General features: G+C 44.0%; 14 protein-coding genes and 1 pseudogene. 10 read left to right on the plus strand and 5 right to left on the minus strand.

All coding sequences use genetic code 11. The features are described 5' to 3' along the window. From BIT28_RS29665 to BIT28_RS29670, 4 genes and pseudogenes are all read left to right on the plus strand, one after another. Nucleotides 1-597 (plus strand): annotated as a pseudogene (locus BIT28_RS29665) (hypothetical protein); the annotation flags it as partial. A 594-nt stretch (nucleotides 598-1,191) separates the two neighbouring features. Beyond that, nucleotides 1,192-3,012, plus strand: coding sequence for an FG-GAP repeat protein (locus BIT28_RS20205; protein ID WP_083651991.1), 1,821 nt, complete (start codon nucleotides 1,192-1,194; stop codon nucleotides 3,010-3,012). A 988-nt stretch (nucleotides 3,013-4,000) separates the two neighbouring features. After that, nucleotides 4,001-4,693 (plus strand): 4'-phosphopantetheinyl transferase family protein, encoded by a 693-nt coding sequence (locus BIT28_RS20210; RefSeq protein ID WP_075766753.1) that lies wholly within the window; start codon nucleotides 4,001-4,003, stop codon nucleotides 4,691-4,693. A gap of 75 nt (nucleotides 4,694-4,768) precedes the next feature. After that, nucleotides 4,769-5,008, plus strand: coding sequence for a hypothetical protein (locus tag BIT28_RS29670; protein ID WP_175577573.1), 240 nt, complete (start codon nucleotides 4,769-4,771; stop codon nucleotides 5,006-5,008). 190 nt (nucleotides 5,009-5,198) lie between these two features. Here the strand turns inward: BIT28_RS29670 and BIT28_RS20220 are convergent, their stop codons facing one another. Further along, nucleotides 5,199-6,386, minus strand: coding sequence for an MFS transporter (locus BIT28_RS20220; RefSeq protein WP_075766754.1), 1,188 nt, complete (start codon nucleotides 6,384-6,386; stop codon nucleotides 5,199-5,201). An 82-nt stretch (nucleotides 6,387-6,468) separates the two neighbouring features. On the opposite strand from BIT28_RS20220, the gene BIT28_RS20225 reads away from it, so the two are divergent. Then, nucleotides 6,469-7,281, plus strand: a complete 813-nt coding sequence (locus BIT28_RS20225) for an AraC family transcriptional regulator (protein ID WP_075767005.1) — start codon at nucleotides 6,469-6,471, stop codon at nucleotides 7,279-7,281. A 20-nt stretch (nucleotides 7,282-7,301) separates the two neighbouring features. Here BIT28_RS20225 and BIT28_RS20230 read toward each other — a convergent pair whose 3' ends face one another. From BIT28_RS20230 to BIT28_RS20240, 3 genes are all read right to left on the minus strand, one after another. After that, nucleotides 7,302-7,820, minus strand: a complete 519-nt coding sequence (locus tag BIT28_RS20230) for a DUF2059 domain-containing protein (protein WP_075766755.1) — start codon at nucleotides 7,818-7,820, stop codon at nucleotides 7,302-7,304. A gap of 264 nt (nucleotides 7,821-8,084) precedes the next feature. Then, nucleotides 8,085-8,588 carry an asparaginase domain-containing protein gene (locus BIT28_RS20235; RefSeq protein ID WP_075766756.1) on the minus strand — a complete coding sequence of 168 codons (504 nt, stop codon included), beginning with the start codon at nucleotides 8,586-8,588 and terminating at the stop codon, nucleotides 8,085-8,087. A gap of 33 nt (nucleotides 8,589-8,621) precedes the next feature. After that, nucleotides 8,622-10,028 carry a Na+/H+ antiporter NhaC family protein gene (locus tag BIT28_RS20240; protein ID WP_075766757.1) on the minus strand — a complete coding sequence of 469 codons (1,407 nt, stop codon included), beginning with the start codon at nucleotides 10,026-10,028 and terminating at the stop codon, nucleotides 8,622-8,624. A 222-nt stretch (nucleotides 10,029-10,250) separates the two neighbouring features. Here BIT28_RS20240 and BIT28_RS20245 point away from each other — a divergent pair, with 222 nt between their 5' ends. The 5 genes from BIT28_RS20245 to BIT28_RS20265 all read left to right on the plus strand — a co-directional run bounded on the left by BIT28_RS20245 (nucleotide 10,251) and on the right by BIT28_RS20265 (nucleotide 14,284). Next, a complete protein-coding gene (locus tag BIT28_RS20245) occupies nucleotides 10,251-11,012 on the plus strand; it encodes a helix-turn-helix domain-containing protein (protein WP_075766758.1) in 762 nt (253 codons plus the stop codon). 123 nt (nucleotides 11,013-11,135) lie between these two features. Then, nucleotides 11,136-11,834, plus strand: coding sequence for a glutathione S-transferase family protein (locus BIT28_RS20250; RefSeq protein WP_075766759.1), 699 nt, complete (start codon nucleotides 11,136-11,138; stop codon nucleotides 11,832-11,834). A 96-nt stretch (nucleotides 11,835-11,930) separates the two neighbouring features. Then, nucleotides 11,931-12,473 carry an RNA polymerase sigma factor SigZ gene (gene sigZ, locus BIT28_RS20255; protein ID WP_075766760.1) on the plus strand — a complete coding sequence of 181 codons (543 nt, stop codon included), beginning with the start codon at nucleotides 11,931-11,933 and terminating at the stop codon, nucleotides 12,471-12,473. A 326-nt stretch (nucleotides 12,474-12,799) separates the two neighbouring features. Then, nucleotides 12,800-13,030, plus strand: coding sequence for a hypothetical protein (locus tag BIT28_RS20260; RefSeq protein WP_139310499.1), 231 nt, complete (start codon nucleotides 12,800-12,802; stop codon nucleotides 13,028-13,030). Between the two features lie 12 nt (nucleotides 13,031-13,042). Further along, complete coding sequence (locus tag BIT28_RS20265) at nucleotides 13,043-14,284, plus strand: hypothetical protein (protein WP_075766762.1); 1,242 nt, start codon at nucleotides 13,043-13,045, stop codon at nucleotides 14,282-14,284. Nucleotides 14,285-14,575: 291 nt separating this feature from the next. On the opposite strand, the gene BIT28_RS20270 is transcribed toward BIT28_RS20265, so the two are convergent. Beyond that, on the minus strand, nucleotides 14,576-15,253 hold the full coding sequence (locus BIT28_RS20270; protein ID WP_245823801.1) for a response regulator transcription factor: 678 nt from the start codon (nucleotides 15,251-15,253) through the stop codon (nucleotides 14,576-14,578). Nucleotides 15,254-15,502 lie beyond the last annotated feature (249 nt).

Genomic DNA, 15,502 nt, shown 5'->3' on the forward strand with positions numbered 1-15,502 from the left:
AATAAGGGTAGAGAAAAAGAGGGTAAAAAGGTGATCGAAAAAAAACGGAATCCTAGATCACAATCGCCGGAATACGCACATCGAGCGGAAATGAATCGAGAAGCCAGTCTGCCCAAATCTGAACGCAGTTATAACCACCACAGCCATCAATTGCAGCATATTCAAGACAAAATAGCGCTGACAGAGAAAAGGCACGCTCGCTTGTTGAAGGAGCAAGAAAAAGTTGAACTACATCTGACTAAAACCATTGATGATGCCGCGCAGGCGCAGGCACGTCTGAGCCAATTAGAGGTAGAGCGAGACACTATGAAAATCGAGGTGTCAGACCTCAAAGTAGAAACGAGTCGACTTGCAACACTCACGCAGGAGTTAACACAAGCTCTTGTGCCTAAGTTAGTCGATATCTTTAAAAAAGTGCTTCTTGCTATCAATGCTAAAGACAAAAATATGGCAAAAAAACAATCTGAGTACCTTGAGTCGGCGTTTAATACAGCACTTGAGCTCCCTCCTTCTGTAGCAAAAGGGATTTCTAGAGAGTTAGCGACTGTTAAGAAGGCTGCTACCCCTACTGAAGCCGAGCTTTCAGTGGATAAGTAAGTTAGTCCTCGTAGTTAACTTACTGGACTAAATAATAAACCTAAAGTAGTGAATTAATGGCTTATGAATAACATTATCGTAAGCAAGCGAATGTTGGAACTATGGATGGAGTCTGTACTGCTCACAGAGCTCTTAGCGGAAAGAGGTTTGACATTCATTCCGTTAAGAAAAGTCGTACACACCCATATCAATGATGGTTTTGATTTCCTTTAGTTAGCCCACTCTGGAGAGCTTGAGTAAACAACAGTCAATAAAAATCGCCCTAAAACCCCTTGCAAAGCATCACTGGTGCGAAATATTAGCGGCCTTTATATAGAAGACAGAGCCTGTATTTTACAGTGGTGGCGTCTCATTCACCAACGCTCAATAAGCCCCCCCCCATAAGATACATTGCCCCCAAGCTTTGTACCGACACACAATCACCAAAATAACGTCAAAACTTATAAGTGCCGCTATTTGTATGGATATGGTTTTATTAATCAAAAGGTTAGGTGTTTACGTTTTTTACACGCAACTGGGTGTAGTGTTCGCGGTTTTACATATTTGCAACGTTGTTGGCATAGCAATGGTCTGCTTTATACATTAAGGCTTTTAATGAAAAAAACTAGTTATGCGCTTACTGTCTTAAGTGCAATATTGGCAGGTTGTAGTGAAAACCCAAGCACCACATCCATAAACGAAACAGAAACCGCTCTTGCACCATCCTCTTTTAGCTTGCTTGATATCGAAAAAACTCAGGGAAGTGATTTAGCGATCACATTCACTTGGCAAAGTGCAGATGAGGCGCAGTCTTATCAATTGTGTCGAGTGAACAGTGATTATGATAATGGCTGTGAGCCGATTGGTGATATGACCACCAATACGTCCTTGTCTAGTGTTCAATCTCCTCTATCGATACTCGACGGAGAGTACTTTGTTCTGGCCACCAATGATAATGGCAGTACTAAGTCTAATGAAGTCGCAGCAACGTCATTATTGATCAGCCAACTTATCACCTATGTGAAAGCGACGAATACTGATTCTAGTGATAACTTTGGTCATAACGTCGCGCTTTCTGGTGATGGTTTGACGCTTGCAGTGAGTGCAGTTGTTGAATCCTCAAATGCTGTGGGCGTGAATGGGAATGGCGCAGACAATAGTGCACCTTATTCAGGTGCAGTTTACGTCTATGGGTTCGATGGAGAGCGATGGGAGCAACAGGCTTACATTAAAGCCTCTAATAGCGACAGCTTTGCATCGTTTGGTCAAAGTATTGATTTGTCCGATGATGGCCGTACCTTGGCAGTATCGGCTAACAATGAAGATTCAAGCGCTACAGGTATTGATGGTGATCAGTCAGATAACAGTGCTCTGCATTCTGGTGCTGTTTACCTCTATCGTTTCGATGGACGTGATTGGGGGCAGGAAGCGTATATTAAGGCGACAAACACTGACTCGAATGATGATTTTGGAGTTGCGGTATCATTATCAGGCAATGGCAATGTATTAGCTGTTGGAGCAACCCATGAGGAATCTCAAGCATCGGGTGTTAATGGAAATCAAACTGATAATACTCTTCGCGGGGCGGGAGCAGTATACCTGTATCGTTTTAATGGCCAAAATTGGCTATCCGATGCTTATATTAAAGCGTCAAACACGGGGCAAGATGATGCGTTTGGAAGCGCTTTATCGTTGTCAAACGACGGGAGCCGACTAGCTGTGTCTGCTACAGGCGAATCTTCTGACGCAACAGGAGTTAATGGTGATGAAACGAATGATTCAGCTAGTGATTCTGGCGCTGTGTATGTGTACGACTATGATGGGCAAGCTTGGTCACAACAGACTTATATAAAAGCCTCGAATACGGACACGGACGATTATTTTGGTATCAGTATTTCTCTCTCTGGTGATGGTGAAACGCTGGCTGTAGGTTCACCTGGTGAAGACTCACGCAGTACCTCGATTAATGGTGATGAGCTCGATAATACCGCAGCAGATGCAGGAGCAGTGTACCTCTATCGTTTTAGTGGCCAATCTTGGGGGCAAGAGGCGTATATCAAAGCATCGAATACGGACGCGGGTGATTATTTTGGCTTCGACGTCTCCTTGTCTGAAAATGGGGATTGGCTTGCTGTCGGTGCAATTCAAGAAAGTTCAATGGAGACAGGAATTACCTTGTCCTCATCAGATAACAGCGCTGGCGCTTCTGGGGCTGCGTATCTCTATCATTATGACGGCAATTCATGGATGGAATCTTCATACTACAAATCTTCAAATAGTGAAAGTGCAGATGTATTTGGTTACAGCGTATCAATATCATCCAGTGGTCATGCTCTAGCGGTCAGCGCTTATCTTGAAGACTCGGAAAGCACGGATGTGAATGGCAATCAGCAAGATAATAATGCATTAGACTCAGGAGCCGTTTATATATTTTGATATACCGTGACGTTTCTATTGCATTTGGAGTTATCTTGATGCTCGATTTAAGGTGATTATCTTTAACGATTATGGAAAAACCTTGAACTGGTGGCAGCCTATTATGAGCTGCCACTAATACCCCCCGTGATGACAGGTGCTAGGGATAAACGTCACCGTTAACTGGGTCTAGATATACAAGGCCTCAGCCTTTACTCATTCGAAACTGAAACTTTGCTCTCTTTTAGGCAGCTTGGGCTCGGGCAAATCTAACTGTCGTCGGTTGGGCGACCACTTTTAATTGACGCCGCTTTGCGAAATACGATGATAGTGAGTTCGTATGTATTGCGCACCCATATAACAGTTCTGAGTGCTTGGCCCGACGATTAGCACGGATACTGCGAGCATTCCTGCATGTGCTTCTGTGTCCTTGTCTTATTTATTGACCATTCCGACAACTTGTCTGCCCTATGGGACTTTCGTTGGGTAACCACCTGATAAATTTTATTTATATAGAGGGTGCGTTGAGTTATTACCGATTTATCCCCCTATTTTCTGTAGAACGATTAGGAGGTAGTCATCGATTTGAAACTCTATACGCCTATATCGTAAATATGACTAGCGAGCCTGATTATCTAAAATGGTTTGATGAGCGGTGAAGATGGTATCGTTGTGGTTGAACCCAGATAGAAAAGAGTGTAATGTCAACTGACTAAAAGAATTGACAATTAATACTTTACATTCTTCATATATATTGCTGATATATAACGGTTAATTTTTGTTTTTTGCGGTAGGTATAGCTTTCAAATCCCTATCTCTCCGCCACATTTAGAAAAGCCAGCTTAATTGCTGGCTTTTTTGCATCAGCTGCTTGGCAAAGAAAAGATAGGGTGAAATTAATTCAAAGCGCTGCCTCGCATTTAAAGTCCAGCGTCAATTCAACACTATAGCGGTTGATACAATCCCCTTGCTATGATGTCTGCTTCTAAGTCATGGAAGCACTTTTATTATGCTAACTCCTTATATTTCCCATATCTCGCCTATCGTCACTCCCGATTTTGTCGGTGTTGGTTATCAGTGTCGTTTTGATCCTGAGTTGTTTACAGCACAATCGGCGCAACAACTGGGCGTTGAATTTCCGGAGAGTTTGCATAGAGCGGTGACGAAGCGTCAGGCCGAATTTATAGCTGGACGATATTTGGCAAAGCGTTGTTTGGCTGCCTTAGGGGGACGGGAGACTCAGGTCGGTATTGGCCAACATCGGGCTCCGTTATGGCCGGAGGGAACGACGGGATCGATCAGCCATAGCAACAATCGTGCGGTTTGTATTGTTCAACCGCTTGAGATAGCAGAGCAAGGTATCGGTATTGATATTGAGCAGTGTATGTCAGACAGTACGGCTAACTCTGTCAAGAGTACGATTATTAATGATGCCGAATATAATCTCATCATGAACCATTATGTGAGTTTCGCGGAAGGGTTAACCGCTGTATTCTCGGCAAAAGAGAGCTTGTTTAAGGCTTTGTACCCGCAGGTAAAGGCCTATTTTGATTTCCTGGATGCCGAAGTTGTTGCGATGGGGCGGGAAAACCTGACGCTAGTGCTAAGAAAACGCTTAACGGCAAATTTATCGGCTGGCAGTGCCTTTACGGTGCACCTGCGGCAAGAAGAAGAGATGGTACAAGCGTTCACTCAAAGTTGATAATGATTCCTATTCATTGTTTTGAGGTGTAGGAGTCGTTACAATCGCGCTAATTATTAATTAGAACGTGATATTATGGACGATAATCGAACAACTCAATCACGTGTATTACGCTTAGCTCTGCTTATTAACATGTTGTCAATCGGCACTCTTATGATGGTGATGCCATTGGGGGCAGACTTTGTTAAATACCTTAATATGAAGCCCGAACATATTGGTTATATTGCGGGTAGAGCAACCTTTGCCTCGGCATTAATCGGTTTTTTCCTTGCCCCTTATTTAGATAGGTTCGATATCTCTCTTTGGGTAGATTGATGGAATCAATACCAAATCTTTTAAAAAACAAATGAGTAGTAAAAGTGTGAGGCGGGGGTTAGCACCACCTTAACCGGGTTAAGGCGGCGTATAATCTCAGAGAGTCTTTAGTGACTTGTTAAAAGGTGCTAAGGACGTTGCGGGTGATCGGACTGAAGTCAGGCCTCAGACTATGACGTTAGGTGTAAACTTAAGCCCATCTCAATTTTATCACCTCATTGCCTTGCTCCGGCTGAGACGGAATGTTGAATGCCAGTATCAGCGACAGGCCTGCCATCAAGGCACCGGCAATAAAGACGCTAGCCGGCGAGACTAACCACAGCAAACCAAACCCTACCGGTATGACAACAGCTGCAATGTGGTTGATAGTAAAGGCGACGCCAGCGGTTGAGGCAATATCAGCCGGATCGGCAATTTTCTGGAAATAAGTCTTGATAGCGAGCGCCAGTGCAAAGAACAGGTGGTCGATGACATACAGCCCTGCAGCCCATTGGGCGGACTCGACAAAGGCATAGCTGACAAAGACCAGTATCAGGCCGATGTATTCGAATATCAGCGCTTTTCTTTCGCCAACTTTACCTATTAGTTGACCGATTTTTTTAGCAAACAACCAATTGAATAAGTGATTAATCAAAAACAGCAGTGCGATGTCGGCGGCAGAGTAGCCGAATTTCTCGACCATTAGGAAGCCGGCGAAAACGGTAAAAATCTGCCTTCTGGCACCGCTCATAAAGGTGAGGGCGTAATAGAGCCAGTATCGTTTACGCAAGATGAGTTTCTTATGCTGAGCGGTTTTGGCCTCAAAGGTGGGGAATCCTAACCAGATAAAGATGACTAGGCTAAGGGATACGGCACCGGCAATGAGGTATACCCATTTAAAGTCCAGGGCCAGTTGTTCAAGCAACACCCACAGGCAGGCATAGGTGATCAGCGATGCCAGCGCACCAATCGAGATGAGCTTACCCAGCACCTCGGGTGCCTGATCTTTGGACAACCACTGCAGGGACAGCGACTGTTTCAGGGTTTCAAAATAGTGAAAGCCGACGGACATTAGCAAGGTTGTACACAGTAGCCCGGCAAAGGATGGAAAGAACCCGGTAATGGCGACACCCGTGGCTAGCATGGCCAAAGAGAGAACGATGAACTTTTGTTCTTTGATAAACAGCAGCATAAAGACGGCGGTAAAGGCCAGAAAGCCCGGGATTTCGCGTACGCTTTGCAATATACCGATGTCAGCACCGGTAAAAGCGGCTTTCTCAATAACAAAGTTGTTGAGCAGCGCCTGCCAGCTGGCAAAGGCGATAGGCACAATGATAGAGATGAGAATTAAAAAGGTTTGTGGCGTCTGCCATGGTTTTTTGTGCGATGTGGTTTTCATTGGCGGTCCTGATCGCATGGGATTTGATGCTGAATAGGTTATCAAGTATGTTGGTGGCTGACTTTCGACGATGGGTCAACTTATGTCGCTAAACGGACAAAATGGAGAAAAAATCGGGCTGTCTTTCCGAGGCTCCAACGAGCAAATCGCTGAGGCCGGTGATAAACGGGTGCTTGCGCGGCAAGTCGATATGCCTTTGGGACACCAAGGATCCTTTCATAGCCATACCTGGTATCAGCTGATGTATGCCTCTGAAGGGGTGCTAAATGTTGATGTGAGCGACCAGGCGATGGTGGTGCCACCGCAACGGGCGGTTTGGCTTCCGCCCGGTTGTGTGCATCGGACGTTTGCACCAAGCGGCGCTAAGTTTCGAAGCCTTTACTTTCGCCCGGATCAAGTCGAAGGTGTTGGACATGTGTGCAAGGTCGTTAATATCACCAACCTGATCCGAGAGCTGATATTGGCCATTGTTGCCCGCTGTGACGTTGACTCTGAGTGGCAACAGCCTGACTACAACTTATTGACGGTGCTGCTGGAGCAACTGAGTGCCCAGCCCCAGACTGCATTATCGCTATTGATGCCGAAAGATGCCCGTCTAGGGGAAATGGTTGAAACGCTGCAACTCAGTCCGGACAACGATCTGAGCATGCAGCAATGGGCCAACAGGCTGGGTATGTCGAGCCGGACTCTGACCCGGATTTTTCTATCAGAAACCGGGCTAGGGTTTAGAGAATGGCGACAGAGGCTAAGGTTGTTGTATTCGCTGACCTTGCTTGAACAAGGTAGGCCCGTGACTCAGGTTGCTTTGGATGTCGGCTATAGCTCGCCGTCGGCTTTTGCTCATGCCTTCCAACAGTATTTCGCCTGCTCGCCACGGGAGTATTTTATGAAATGAAACTGAGAGTATTTATTTTATCAGTTAATATTAATATTTTGAAAATTAGTATTTTTAACTTGTTCCAATTTCTCATCAAGTTCTTTTCGTAGCTTTAGTAATCGTTCTGTTACTTTCATTTCGACACTTACTTCTTCTGCGACTTTGGCAAAAATCTGTTGCATCTCCAAGTTACTTTTTAAGAATTTTAATCCTGTTGGAGAAGTATAAAAGTCGAGAATGGTTTTAATTTCCTTTTCTGTGAATAATTTCATGTAGGAATCCATGTAGGCGTCATGAAATTTAACTGATCTTAATACTTCCATCTGTACGGATACTTGTTTATTCATATACTCCTGCATTATCACTTTAGCTTCAGTAGGCGCATTATATTCGGCTAACTGCCGGGAAGATATATTTCTCATGTTTTGTTCTGAAAGATTAATCGATGCCTCAACATTCATTGCTTTATAAAGTTCTTCAGCCAATTGTCTATGGCTGTTGGTATCAGCCAACACACTGCCAGAGATGAAAATAAGGAAATATATAAAGTGTCGCATGTTTTACTTCGTTTATTATTAGTAGGTACATTTTATAAATATGTACCTGCATTTTTGAGGAGTTACTTTATAGATATATGCGTATGTATTTCAGTGAGAAATGTCTCAATAATTGGATGGATATATTTCACATCTGAAAAATAGGGTTGTATAACTTTTTCTTCCTTGATAAAAAGCGCCAAGGCTAAGCTGCAACACTGATATAGATAGGAATAGAGCCCATTGCGATGCCGCCAATGGGCTTTGATATATGCGGAGGAGAACTTAGTGCAGGCCTTCCTGGTCCGTTGGCAGGTATAGTTTGCCGTTAAAGGCGATATAGATCCCCGGTGCTGCCAAGCGAGCAGCAACAAAGGCCGAGCCTAGGTTAAATCCTGCATCGTTGGGGGAGAAGCCGACCAAAGGCCACATAGCACCTGTGAAAACGATAGTTTGTCCATGTTCTTCCGGCAGCATTGCCATGAGTTTTCGAGCGCTGTCGAACAGCGTAAAGGTGCCATGGGTGACAATATGGCGAGAACAGTTGCTATTAATAATGGCATTACTTACGGCTTGTATGTCTTCGTCGGTGATCTCCCGGCTATCTTTCATGCAAGCGCTGAACAATTCGCACTCTTGCTCGGTAATCCCTGCAAACTTAGCCAGGAAGTCAGGAATGGCCGTTTCATCATGGCATACCGTGGTGCATTTGTCGGTATCGTAAAATGAATCAATCGTGCCTCCGGTAACGACAAGCTGTATCTTGTGCTCACTATTAAGGTTGCTCATGTGTTTCTCCAAGGATAGAAGGTGCTAATAAGGTCAAACTGCTTCATTCACTTTTAGTTCAGGGGCTTCAAGTTCGCCACGCCCCCAGCCAGTGAAAATAGCGAAAATCATGGTAGCTAGCATAAACCAGGCATATAAAACCATAGGGGTCAGCTCTAGAGGTGACAGGGCAGGAACACCTGCGAAGCTCTCGCTTGCTTGTTGCGATAAGCTTGCCGCAAGCAGCAGTGCCGCGGACCATGGCAGTGAGTAGACCAGGGTGCAGGCAAGGTTACCGATCACATTGGCCCGGCGGTAAGGAGAGACGCCAAACTTTTCTCCCATCGGCTTGGCAAATGACAGCCCGACAGCCAGGATTGCAGGAGCGTTGATACTCATCAGCGAAGACATTACCAATGCCAGAAAGCCCGAGATGATCTCATAGGCGCGCGCATTTTTGACATTACCAAATGCCTCAAGCAGGCGTTGGCTTCCGCCACCGTCTAGCATCATCTGGATACCGGCAGACAGTAGGATAACCAGGATACACAGGTCAGCCATCCAGCCAGAGACCCCGCGTAGCAGTAAGCCGCCGTCGACCGCAATAATATTGCCAAGGGTGTTGAGGCCGGTAAGGATTGAAACGACTGAGCCGAGTAAAATGCCTATGATAGTGGCAAAAACAATGTCACCCTTCTTAATTGCGGTATAAATGGTTGCGGCAGCAGGTAGTAGCATCCATAAACCTCTTGGATCCATCACATCCTGGATCTTCTCGAGGGGAACGGCGCCTGCAGATGTCGACTGGAATGCGCTCAATGCAACCATAGTAATAATCGTCATTGCTGCTGCAGGGATGACATAGCGAATACGGTGTTTTACCACGCCGCCTATATCGGTATTTTGTGAAGTGGCAGCAGAGATTGTCGTGTCGGAGATCGGCGCTAGGTTGTCACCAAAGGCACCGCCGCCAATAATGGCTCCGGCCAATATTGCCGGGTCGGCACCTAGCAGTACGCCCGCCGGATAGAGCATCCCCATACCGGCGGTGATGGTGCCAAATCCGGTACCGGCGGCAGTGGCAAAAAGGGCACTGGCAAAAAAGGTAATAACAATAAACATCGTGCCACTGGTGCCAGTATGGTAGGCCGCCCATAAAATACCGTTTACCAGGCCGGAATCACGTAACACGGTTGCAAAAATACCGGCAAATATCCAGCAGGCAACGGGTGCGATTGCCGTTTCAGATCCCATACCTTTTAACACAGTTTTGCCAAAAATGGCTTTATCTTTTGCGAGCAGGAAAGAAACAAGCAAACCAATAATGGCACCGACCCACATGCCTTGAATGGAACCGCCTGCAACTGTGGTTGCTACGTAAATAGCAATAACAACAAAGATGAGTATCGGGGTAAAAGAAACCCACGGCCCACCATAAAAACGTAATTGCTGATCTTTCATAATTTTTCCCTCAGTGATATATATTTGCTTCCGCTTAATAATTTGAAAGTCCGGTTTTACTGGGTGTTGAGTTACTGCGGGAATGATTACAACAATAAAAATGAATCAAGATAATTCCGTAATGTTGACTTAACTGACGTATAGTGACGTTAGGTATGCTTCACTTTACGAATGTCAGTTTTTAAGTGGTTGATTAATAGCTAAAAAAACAAGGTTTTTAAAATGAGCCTACATCACAATTTGAAATATCTCTGTAGTTTCTACCCGTCTATCGCTGAAATATGTCGCGGGATCGGCATTAACCGGCAGCAATTTAACCGATATTTAAATGGCGACAATTGTCCTCGAAGTTACAATATGCGCCAGATTTGTGATTATTTTGGCTTGAGCAAAGCTGAATTATCATTACCTCATGATCAATTTGTTTCATTGGTAAATAGTCGGGCGGACGGGAATACCCAAGCACTGCATCACCCTTTCTCATCGCATATTAGTCAGTTGAGTGAACAAAATATCGAAATGTTCGAACCCTATCTGGGGTATTACTATGAGTATTATTATTCGATGTCCTCACCGGGCAACATTCTCAAAGGTTTGGTTTGTATTGAGCGCAAGCAAGGTGGGATCTACCATCAACGTACAGAGCGACTCACGGCTGAGGGCGAATTTGGTCAAACCAGTTATTGTAAGTACCAGGGCATGTCTTTTTTCCTCAATGACAGGATTTTCCTGGTTGATTATGAGTCATTAACCCAGAACGAAATTGTGGAAACGATCCTCTTCCCTAGCTTTCAGCACCGGGTCTCTCTTCTGGAAGGAATGAAAATTGGTGTGGCTGCATCGGGAGCGAGAACGCCGATGTCGACCAAGGTTGTCTTCGAGTATTTGGGAAAGAATATTGATGTGCTCAAAGCGCTGAAGAAATGCAGTCTTTACGCCAGTGATTCAGAGAGTATCAGTGCCAATATCAGAAGCAAGCTCTAGCCGCTTTTACGGTATGGCCGCGACTAATGAATTCTGGCAGGAAAAAATTTCACTTTTTTTCGTCTTTTTTGTCGGCTGCTCGTCTTATAGGTACTTAGCACAAGATGAGAGTTAGAGTTCAAGATGATCAAAGTAATTAGTTTTAAAATCTGCCCGTTTGTACAGCGTGTTACTGCAGCATTGGAAGCCAAGCAAATTCCATACGAAATTGAATACATTAGCCTGAAAGACAAGCCTCAGTGGTTTCTTGATTTGGCACCGAACGGCCAGGTTCCAGTGTTGGTGACTGAGTCTGGAACGGCGCTATTTGAATCAGATGCCATCATCGAGTATATCGAAGACGAGTTCGGTCCTATCGAAGATGGTGTGACCAATGAGCTGCGTGCGCTTGATCGTGCCTGGAGCTACCTGGGTTCGAAAAACTACCTGGTTCAGTGCAGTACAATGGGCAGCAAAGAAAAGGCGACATTCGAAGAGCGCGTCGAGAGGTTCACCAAGGTGTTTGCCAAAGTTGAAGCACACCTGTCAGGGGAGACGAAGTTCTTCAAATCAGATGCGCTTAGCAATGTTGACCTGGCCTGGCTGCCATTGTTGCACCGTGCGGCTATTATTAAGAAGCATACTGACTTTGATTTCCTGTGTGGGTTGCCAAAAACTCAGGCTTGGCAATCGGCCCTACTGAAAACAGGCCTTGCGGACAAAACGGTATCGGCAGATTTTGAAGAACTATTTACTGATTTCTACCTGTCCAATACTTACCTGGGGACCGGTAACGATGTTCAGCAAAGCAGCGCTTGCGCTTCAAGCAGCTGCTGCGGGTAATAGGCTGCTATCATAACGTCTGTACATAGACTGATAATAACAAACTAGGTTATGAGCCTTTGGGCTCATAACCTTTTCGTGTTTAAGAGAGAAAAAATGAACCTGGATGCGATTTGGAACGAGTATCGAGCGAGCTTGAAGGCATTTTTGCACTCCAATGTTTCCAACCCAGATGATGTCGATGACCTTCTTCAGGAAATCCTGATCAAGACCTATCACAACCTTAGTGACGTGAAAGAGACCAAGAAGGTTAAGTCCTGGCTTTTTCAGGTAGCCAATAACTCGATAATCGATTTTTATCGTAAAAGGGCGAAGGGGAAAGCGCTTACTCAGGATGAACTGTGGTATACCGAAGGAGATGTGACGGTTCATCAACAATTGTCGAAGTGTGTACTGCCATTTATCCAGGCTTTGCCGGAAGATGAGGCAGAAATGCTGACAGCCATTGATATTCATGGCCAGTCGCAGAAAGAGTATGCCGAGAAAAACGGCATAAAGTACACGACTCTCAAGTCGCGGGTACAAAAAAGCCGCGACAAGATGAACATGCTGTTTAGAGAATGCTGTGAGCTTTCGATTGATAAGCACGGCAATATTATGGATTTTCAGGCAAAAGGCAATCAATGCAAAAAGTGCTAGTTATTCAGGTTTGGGGCAAATGGTTTCTAACTTATCTTTATTAATCTAATCGACTGTTCTATAGGCATCAATTTAAACTTAGCACTGCTGATTAACGGACTCTTGTAGTAGGTCGTGATTTCAATATTAATAACAGCCCTAATAGTTTGAAGAGCGAACATAATCCGTCAGGCCTTCTGAAACCATTGTTAGCCTTATTGTAATTCTTTGTAAGCATTTCTGCTGTCCTCTTTGGTTGTTGAGTAGAATATCCACCTTAAAGTGGTATGAATAAAATACAATTTACAGCCACTTTTAATCCAATAATGTCAAAGATAGGTAACCTAATGAAAAAGTGGCTGATTCTTACTCTAACAATACTGCTTTCCGCTTGCGATAGTGGATCTGGTGATAGCGGCTCAGATGGTGGGAGTGCTGTGTCGTCTAGTCAAACTTTTGAATTGATGGCGCGAAGTGATTTGAAACTGTCCGAGGCACAAGTTGCTAGTCTTGGTAGTGTGGCCTTCACTGCGAGTGGCAGCCTGACTGGTTTTGCTGCCCCAGATAGTTTTAACTAGAGGAAGATGATAATGTATAAAAATATTCCATTGTTAACTCTGCTAATTGCGACTTCGGCACAGGCGTATGAGTTACAAAACCTGCAGGGTTACTATAAATCCAAATCATCTATCGCCTATATTACCAATAAAATAAATCAGAATAAGGTAGAGTTTCTTAACCTTGACCATGCCATAAAGAATCTGTCGGTAAGCAACTCCCCTCAACAATTAAGTGATATTACATCATTGGCAGCGGCTAGCAGCATATCACCACTCCTGTTAACTAATTTTGATTATGAGGGTATGGTGTGTGTTATCGAAAAAGATGGCGCTAAGGTGGCGTTTGAGATTGAATCTTCGGGTACAGGGTGTAGTTTCAGTATCGACAATATTCATAAAGTGATGGCAAAAAAAACTGACGGCAGTCTGGTTTTCTTTAAGCGTTACGGCAGCGGGGATAAGAGCCAATATTATATCGAAGAGATTGATGCCAGTGGCAACACCATGCAGAGCCGCTATCTGTTCCGGTTTAACGGTAAACTGATTGGGGATTGGGCTATCATCAAACGTTCCGCGGGTGTTTATAATATCGAACACTATAGTGATTATGGTGATGCTGATACATCACTGAATAAAGTCGGACATAAAGAGTATCAGTGGTCAGAAGGTTTTACTTTTAATGGTGCTATAGAAGTTAACGCTTTTTCCTATACCTTTGGCCCTACAGCCACAGTGGCTAACGTCAATAAGCCTTACTATTGGGCTATTAAAGACAAGGTACAGGTTCTAGATGACACGCCAATCGTTGAGTTGGTCAGCCGTTATCAGAAATCGACTGATAACTTGAATAAGGTAAAAGACACATATTCTACTTCTAGTCTGGATGATTTGCTTAGCTATAATTTTAATAACGCCAATAGACTGGTTGGACTTAGCCCTGATGCGTGTATGATTAGTCAGATTAAAGATGGAAAAAGTCAGATCGAACGTTTTCAAGGCTATGTGATGGGGGCTGATTGCACAAATCCGCCAAGTGATTTATCCACTTACCCTAAGAAAGTCTATGGCGAATTAGAAAATGATGGCGGTAAAAAAATAAAGCCGAGTGAACTTAAGGCTAGTGCAATTGCTGTTAGTACTGCAGTGGCTAAACTGTCAAATAACTCTGTTGCCGATTTGAGTGAAGCAGACTTTAGCGCTATGAAGAAGCGGTATGATGATGCGGTGGCAAAATACCAAAGTAAGCTAGTTTCGTTGGAGTTCTGGAAATAGTGCTATTTAGATGCTCCTGTTAATGGGCTTGTGGGGTAGAGTATATCTACCCTGCAATATTTAACCATTATTACCTTGAGGGGATAATTGCGCTAGGCTAGTGATCTTATTTTCTCATCTTAAGAGCTTGGCAGCATTAGCTATTATATTTAATTTTAATAACAATGGATTGGGAATGAAGCTGTGCAGCTTCGGTGCTGGCATAGAAGAGCTGGCTCTTGAGTATAATAATTATTGCTTTGGTTAGTATAAGGCTTATGGACATATAGATTGAATACTGAACTATAGTGTTTAAGTATCGATAAGCACATATCCTTTGTTTCTAATAGTCTTGATAACTATATCTTTTATGTCGTGTTGTTGCAGGTTTTTACGTAGGCAGGATATCCGCATATCTACTGTGCGGTCACGCCTGTCGTACTCAATGCCTCTGACAGCCTTACAGCATTCCTCACGTGAGACTATATGGCCAAAATTGGCATATAGTATAGAAAATACTTCGAACTCTGAAGTAGTAAGTTTAACCTCCCGGTTGTTATAGAGTAGCCGCCTAGAGGTATTGTTTAACTGTAGCTTGTGCTTGGAGGCATGGTTAGTTTCTTTTGCTGGCATCCGCCTAAGTCGTGCTTCTAACCTGGCCAGAAGGATATTGGCTTTTATTGGTTTGGTGATATAGTCGTCAGCACCATATTTCAAAAGATTGATCTCACTGAATTCGTCAATCGAGGCGGTAATAACGATTATCAGGCCATCGAAGAAAGTGCGGGCGCGGCGGCAGATCTCTGCCCCACTGAGTCCAGGCAACATAAGATCTAGTAATAAAATATCTGGTTGAAAGGACTGTATTGCTTCTAGCGCCTGCGTACCATTGTAAACAACTTGTATATGATAGCCTTTTCTGGACAGATGTAACTGCAGCATATGGGCGCTAAGCTGATCATCCTCAACGATTAGTACCTTATGTCCCACGGGTAACCTCACTTGCCTCAATTGGGGGTTTGGCTGTATATAGCAATTAGTCAATCAACATACGGTGATTTTGCAATTAGTACCCTATGTCTTAGATTAAATTAACAAGCCATACTTTACTAAATTATTATTTACGTGGTTGCATATTATTATATGTGACCACATATAATAACACTTCTATTACCTCGTGTTAATGAATAATTGTTACTTATTGGTAATAGTCTTTTTCCATCTCACACGTTGTTAGTA

Source organism: Photobacterium proteolyticum (genome assembly GCF_001939735.1).
GTDB classification, from domain to species: Bacteria; Pseudomonadota; Gammaproteobacteria; order Enterobacterales; family Vibrionaceae; genus Photobacterium; species Photobacterium proteolyticum.

Coding starts and splice junctions, on each gene's coding strand:
- BIT28_RS20230 (WP_075766755.1), bottom strand. CDS start 7,820: ATGCGACACTTTATATATTTCCTTATTTTCATCTCTGGCAGTGTGTTG.
- BIT28_RS20265 (WP_075766762.1), top strand. CDS start 13,043: ATGTATAAAAATATTCCATTGTTAACTCTGCTAATTGCGACTTCGGCA.
- BIT28_RS20250 (WP_075766759.1), top strand. CDS start 11,136: ATGATCAAAGTAATTAGTTTTAAAATCTGCCCGTTTGTACAGCGTGTT.
- BIT28_RS20210 (WP_075766753.1), top strand. CDS start 4,001: ATGCTAACTCCTTATATTTCCCATATCTCGCCTATCGTCACTCCCGAT.
- BIT28_RS20225 (WP_075767005.1), top strand. CDS start 6,469: ATGTCGCTAAACGGACAAAATGGAGAAAAAATCGGGCTGTCTTTCCGA.
- BIT28_RS20245 (WP_075766758.1), top strand. CDS start 10,251: ATGAGCCTACATCACAATTTGAAATATCTCTGTAGTTTCTACCCGTCT.
- BIT28_RS20240 (WP_075766757.1), bottom strand. CDS start 10,028: ATGAAAGATCAGCAATTACGTTTTTATGGTGGGCCGTGGGTTTCTTTT.
- BIT28_RS20260 (WP_139310499.1), top strand. CDS start 12,800: ATGAAAAAGTGGCTGATTCTTACTCTAACAATACTGCTTTCCGCTTGC.
- BIT28_RS20235 (WP_075766756.1), bottom strand. CDS start 8,588: ATGAGCAACCTTAATAGTGAGCACAAGATACAGCTTGTCGTTACCGGA.
- BIT28_RS20220 (WP_075766754.1), bottom strand. CDS start 6,386: ATGAAAACCACATCGCACAAAAAACCATGGCAGACGCCACAAACCTTT.
- sigZ (WP_075766760.1), top strand. CDS start 11,931: ATGAACCTGGATGCGATTTGGAACGAGTATCGAGCGAGCTTGAAGGCA.
- BIT28_RS20205 (WP_083651991.1), top strand. CDS start 1,192: ATGAAAAAAACTAGTTATGCGCTTACTGTCTTAAGTGCAATATTGGCA.
- BIT28_RS29670 (WP_175577573.1), top strand. CDS start 4,769: ATGGACGATAATCGAACAACTCAATCACGTGTATTACGCTTAGCTCTG.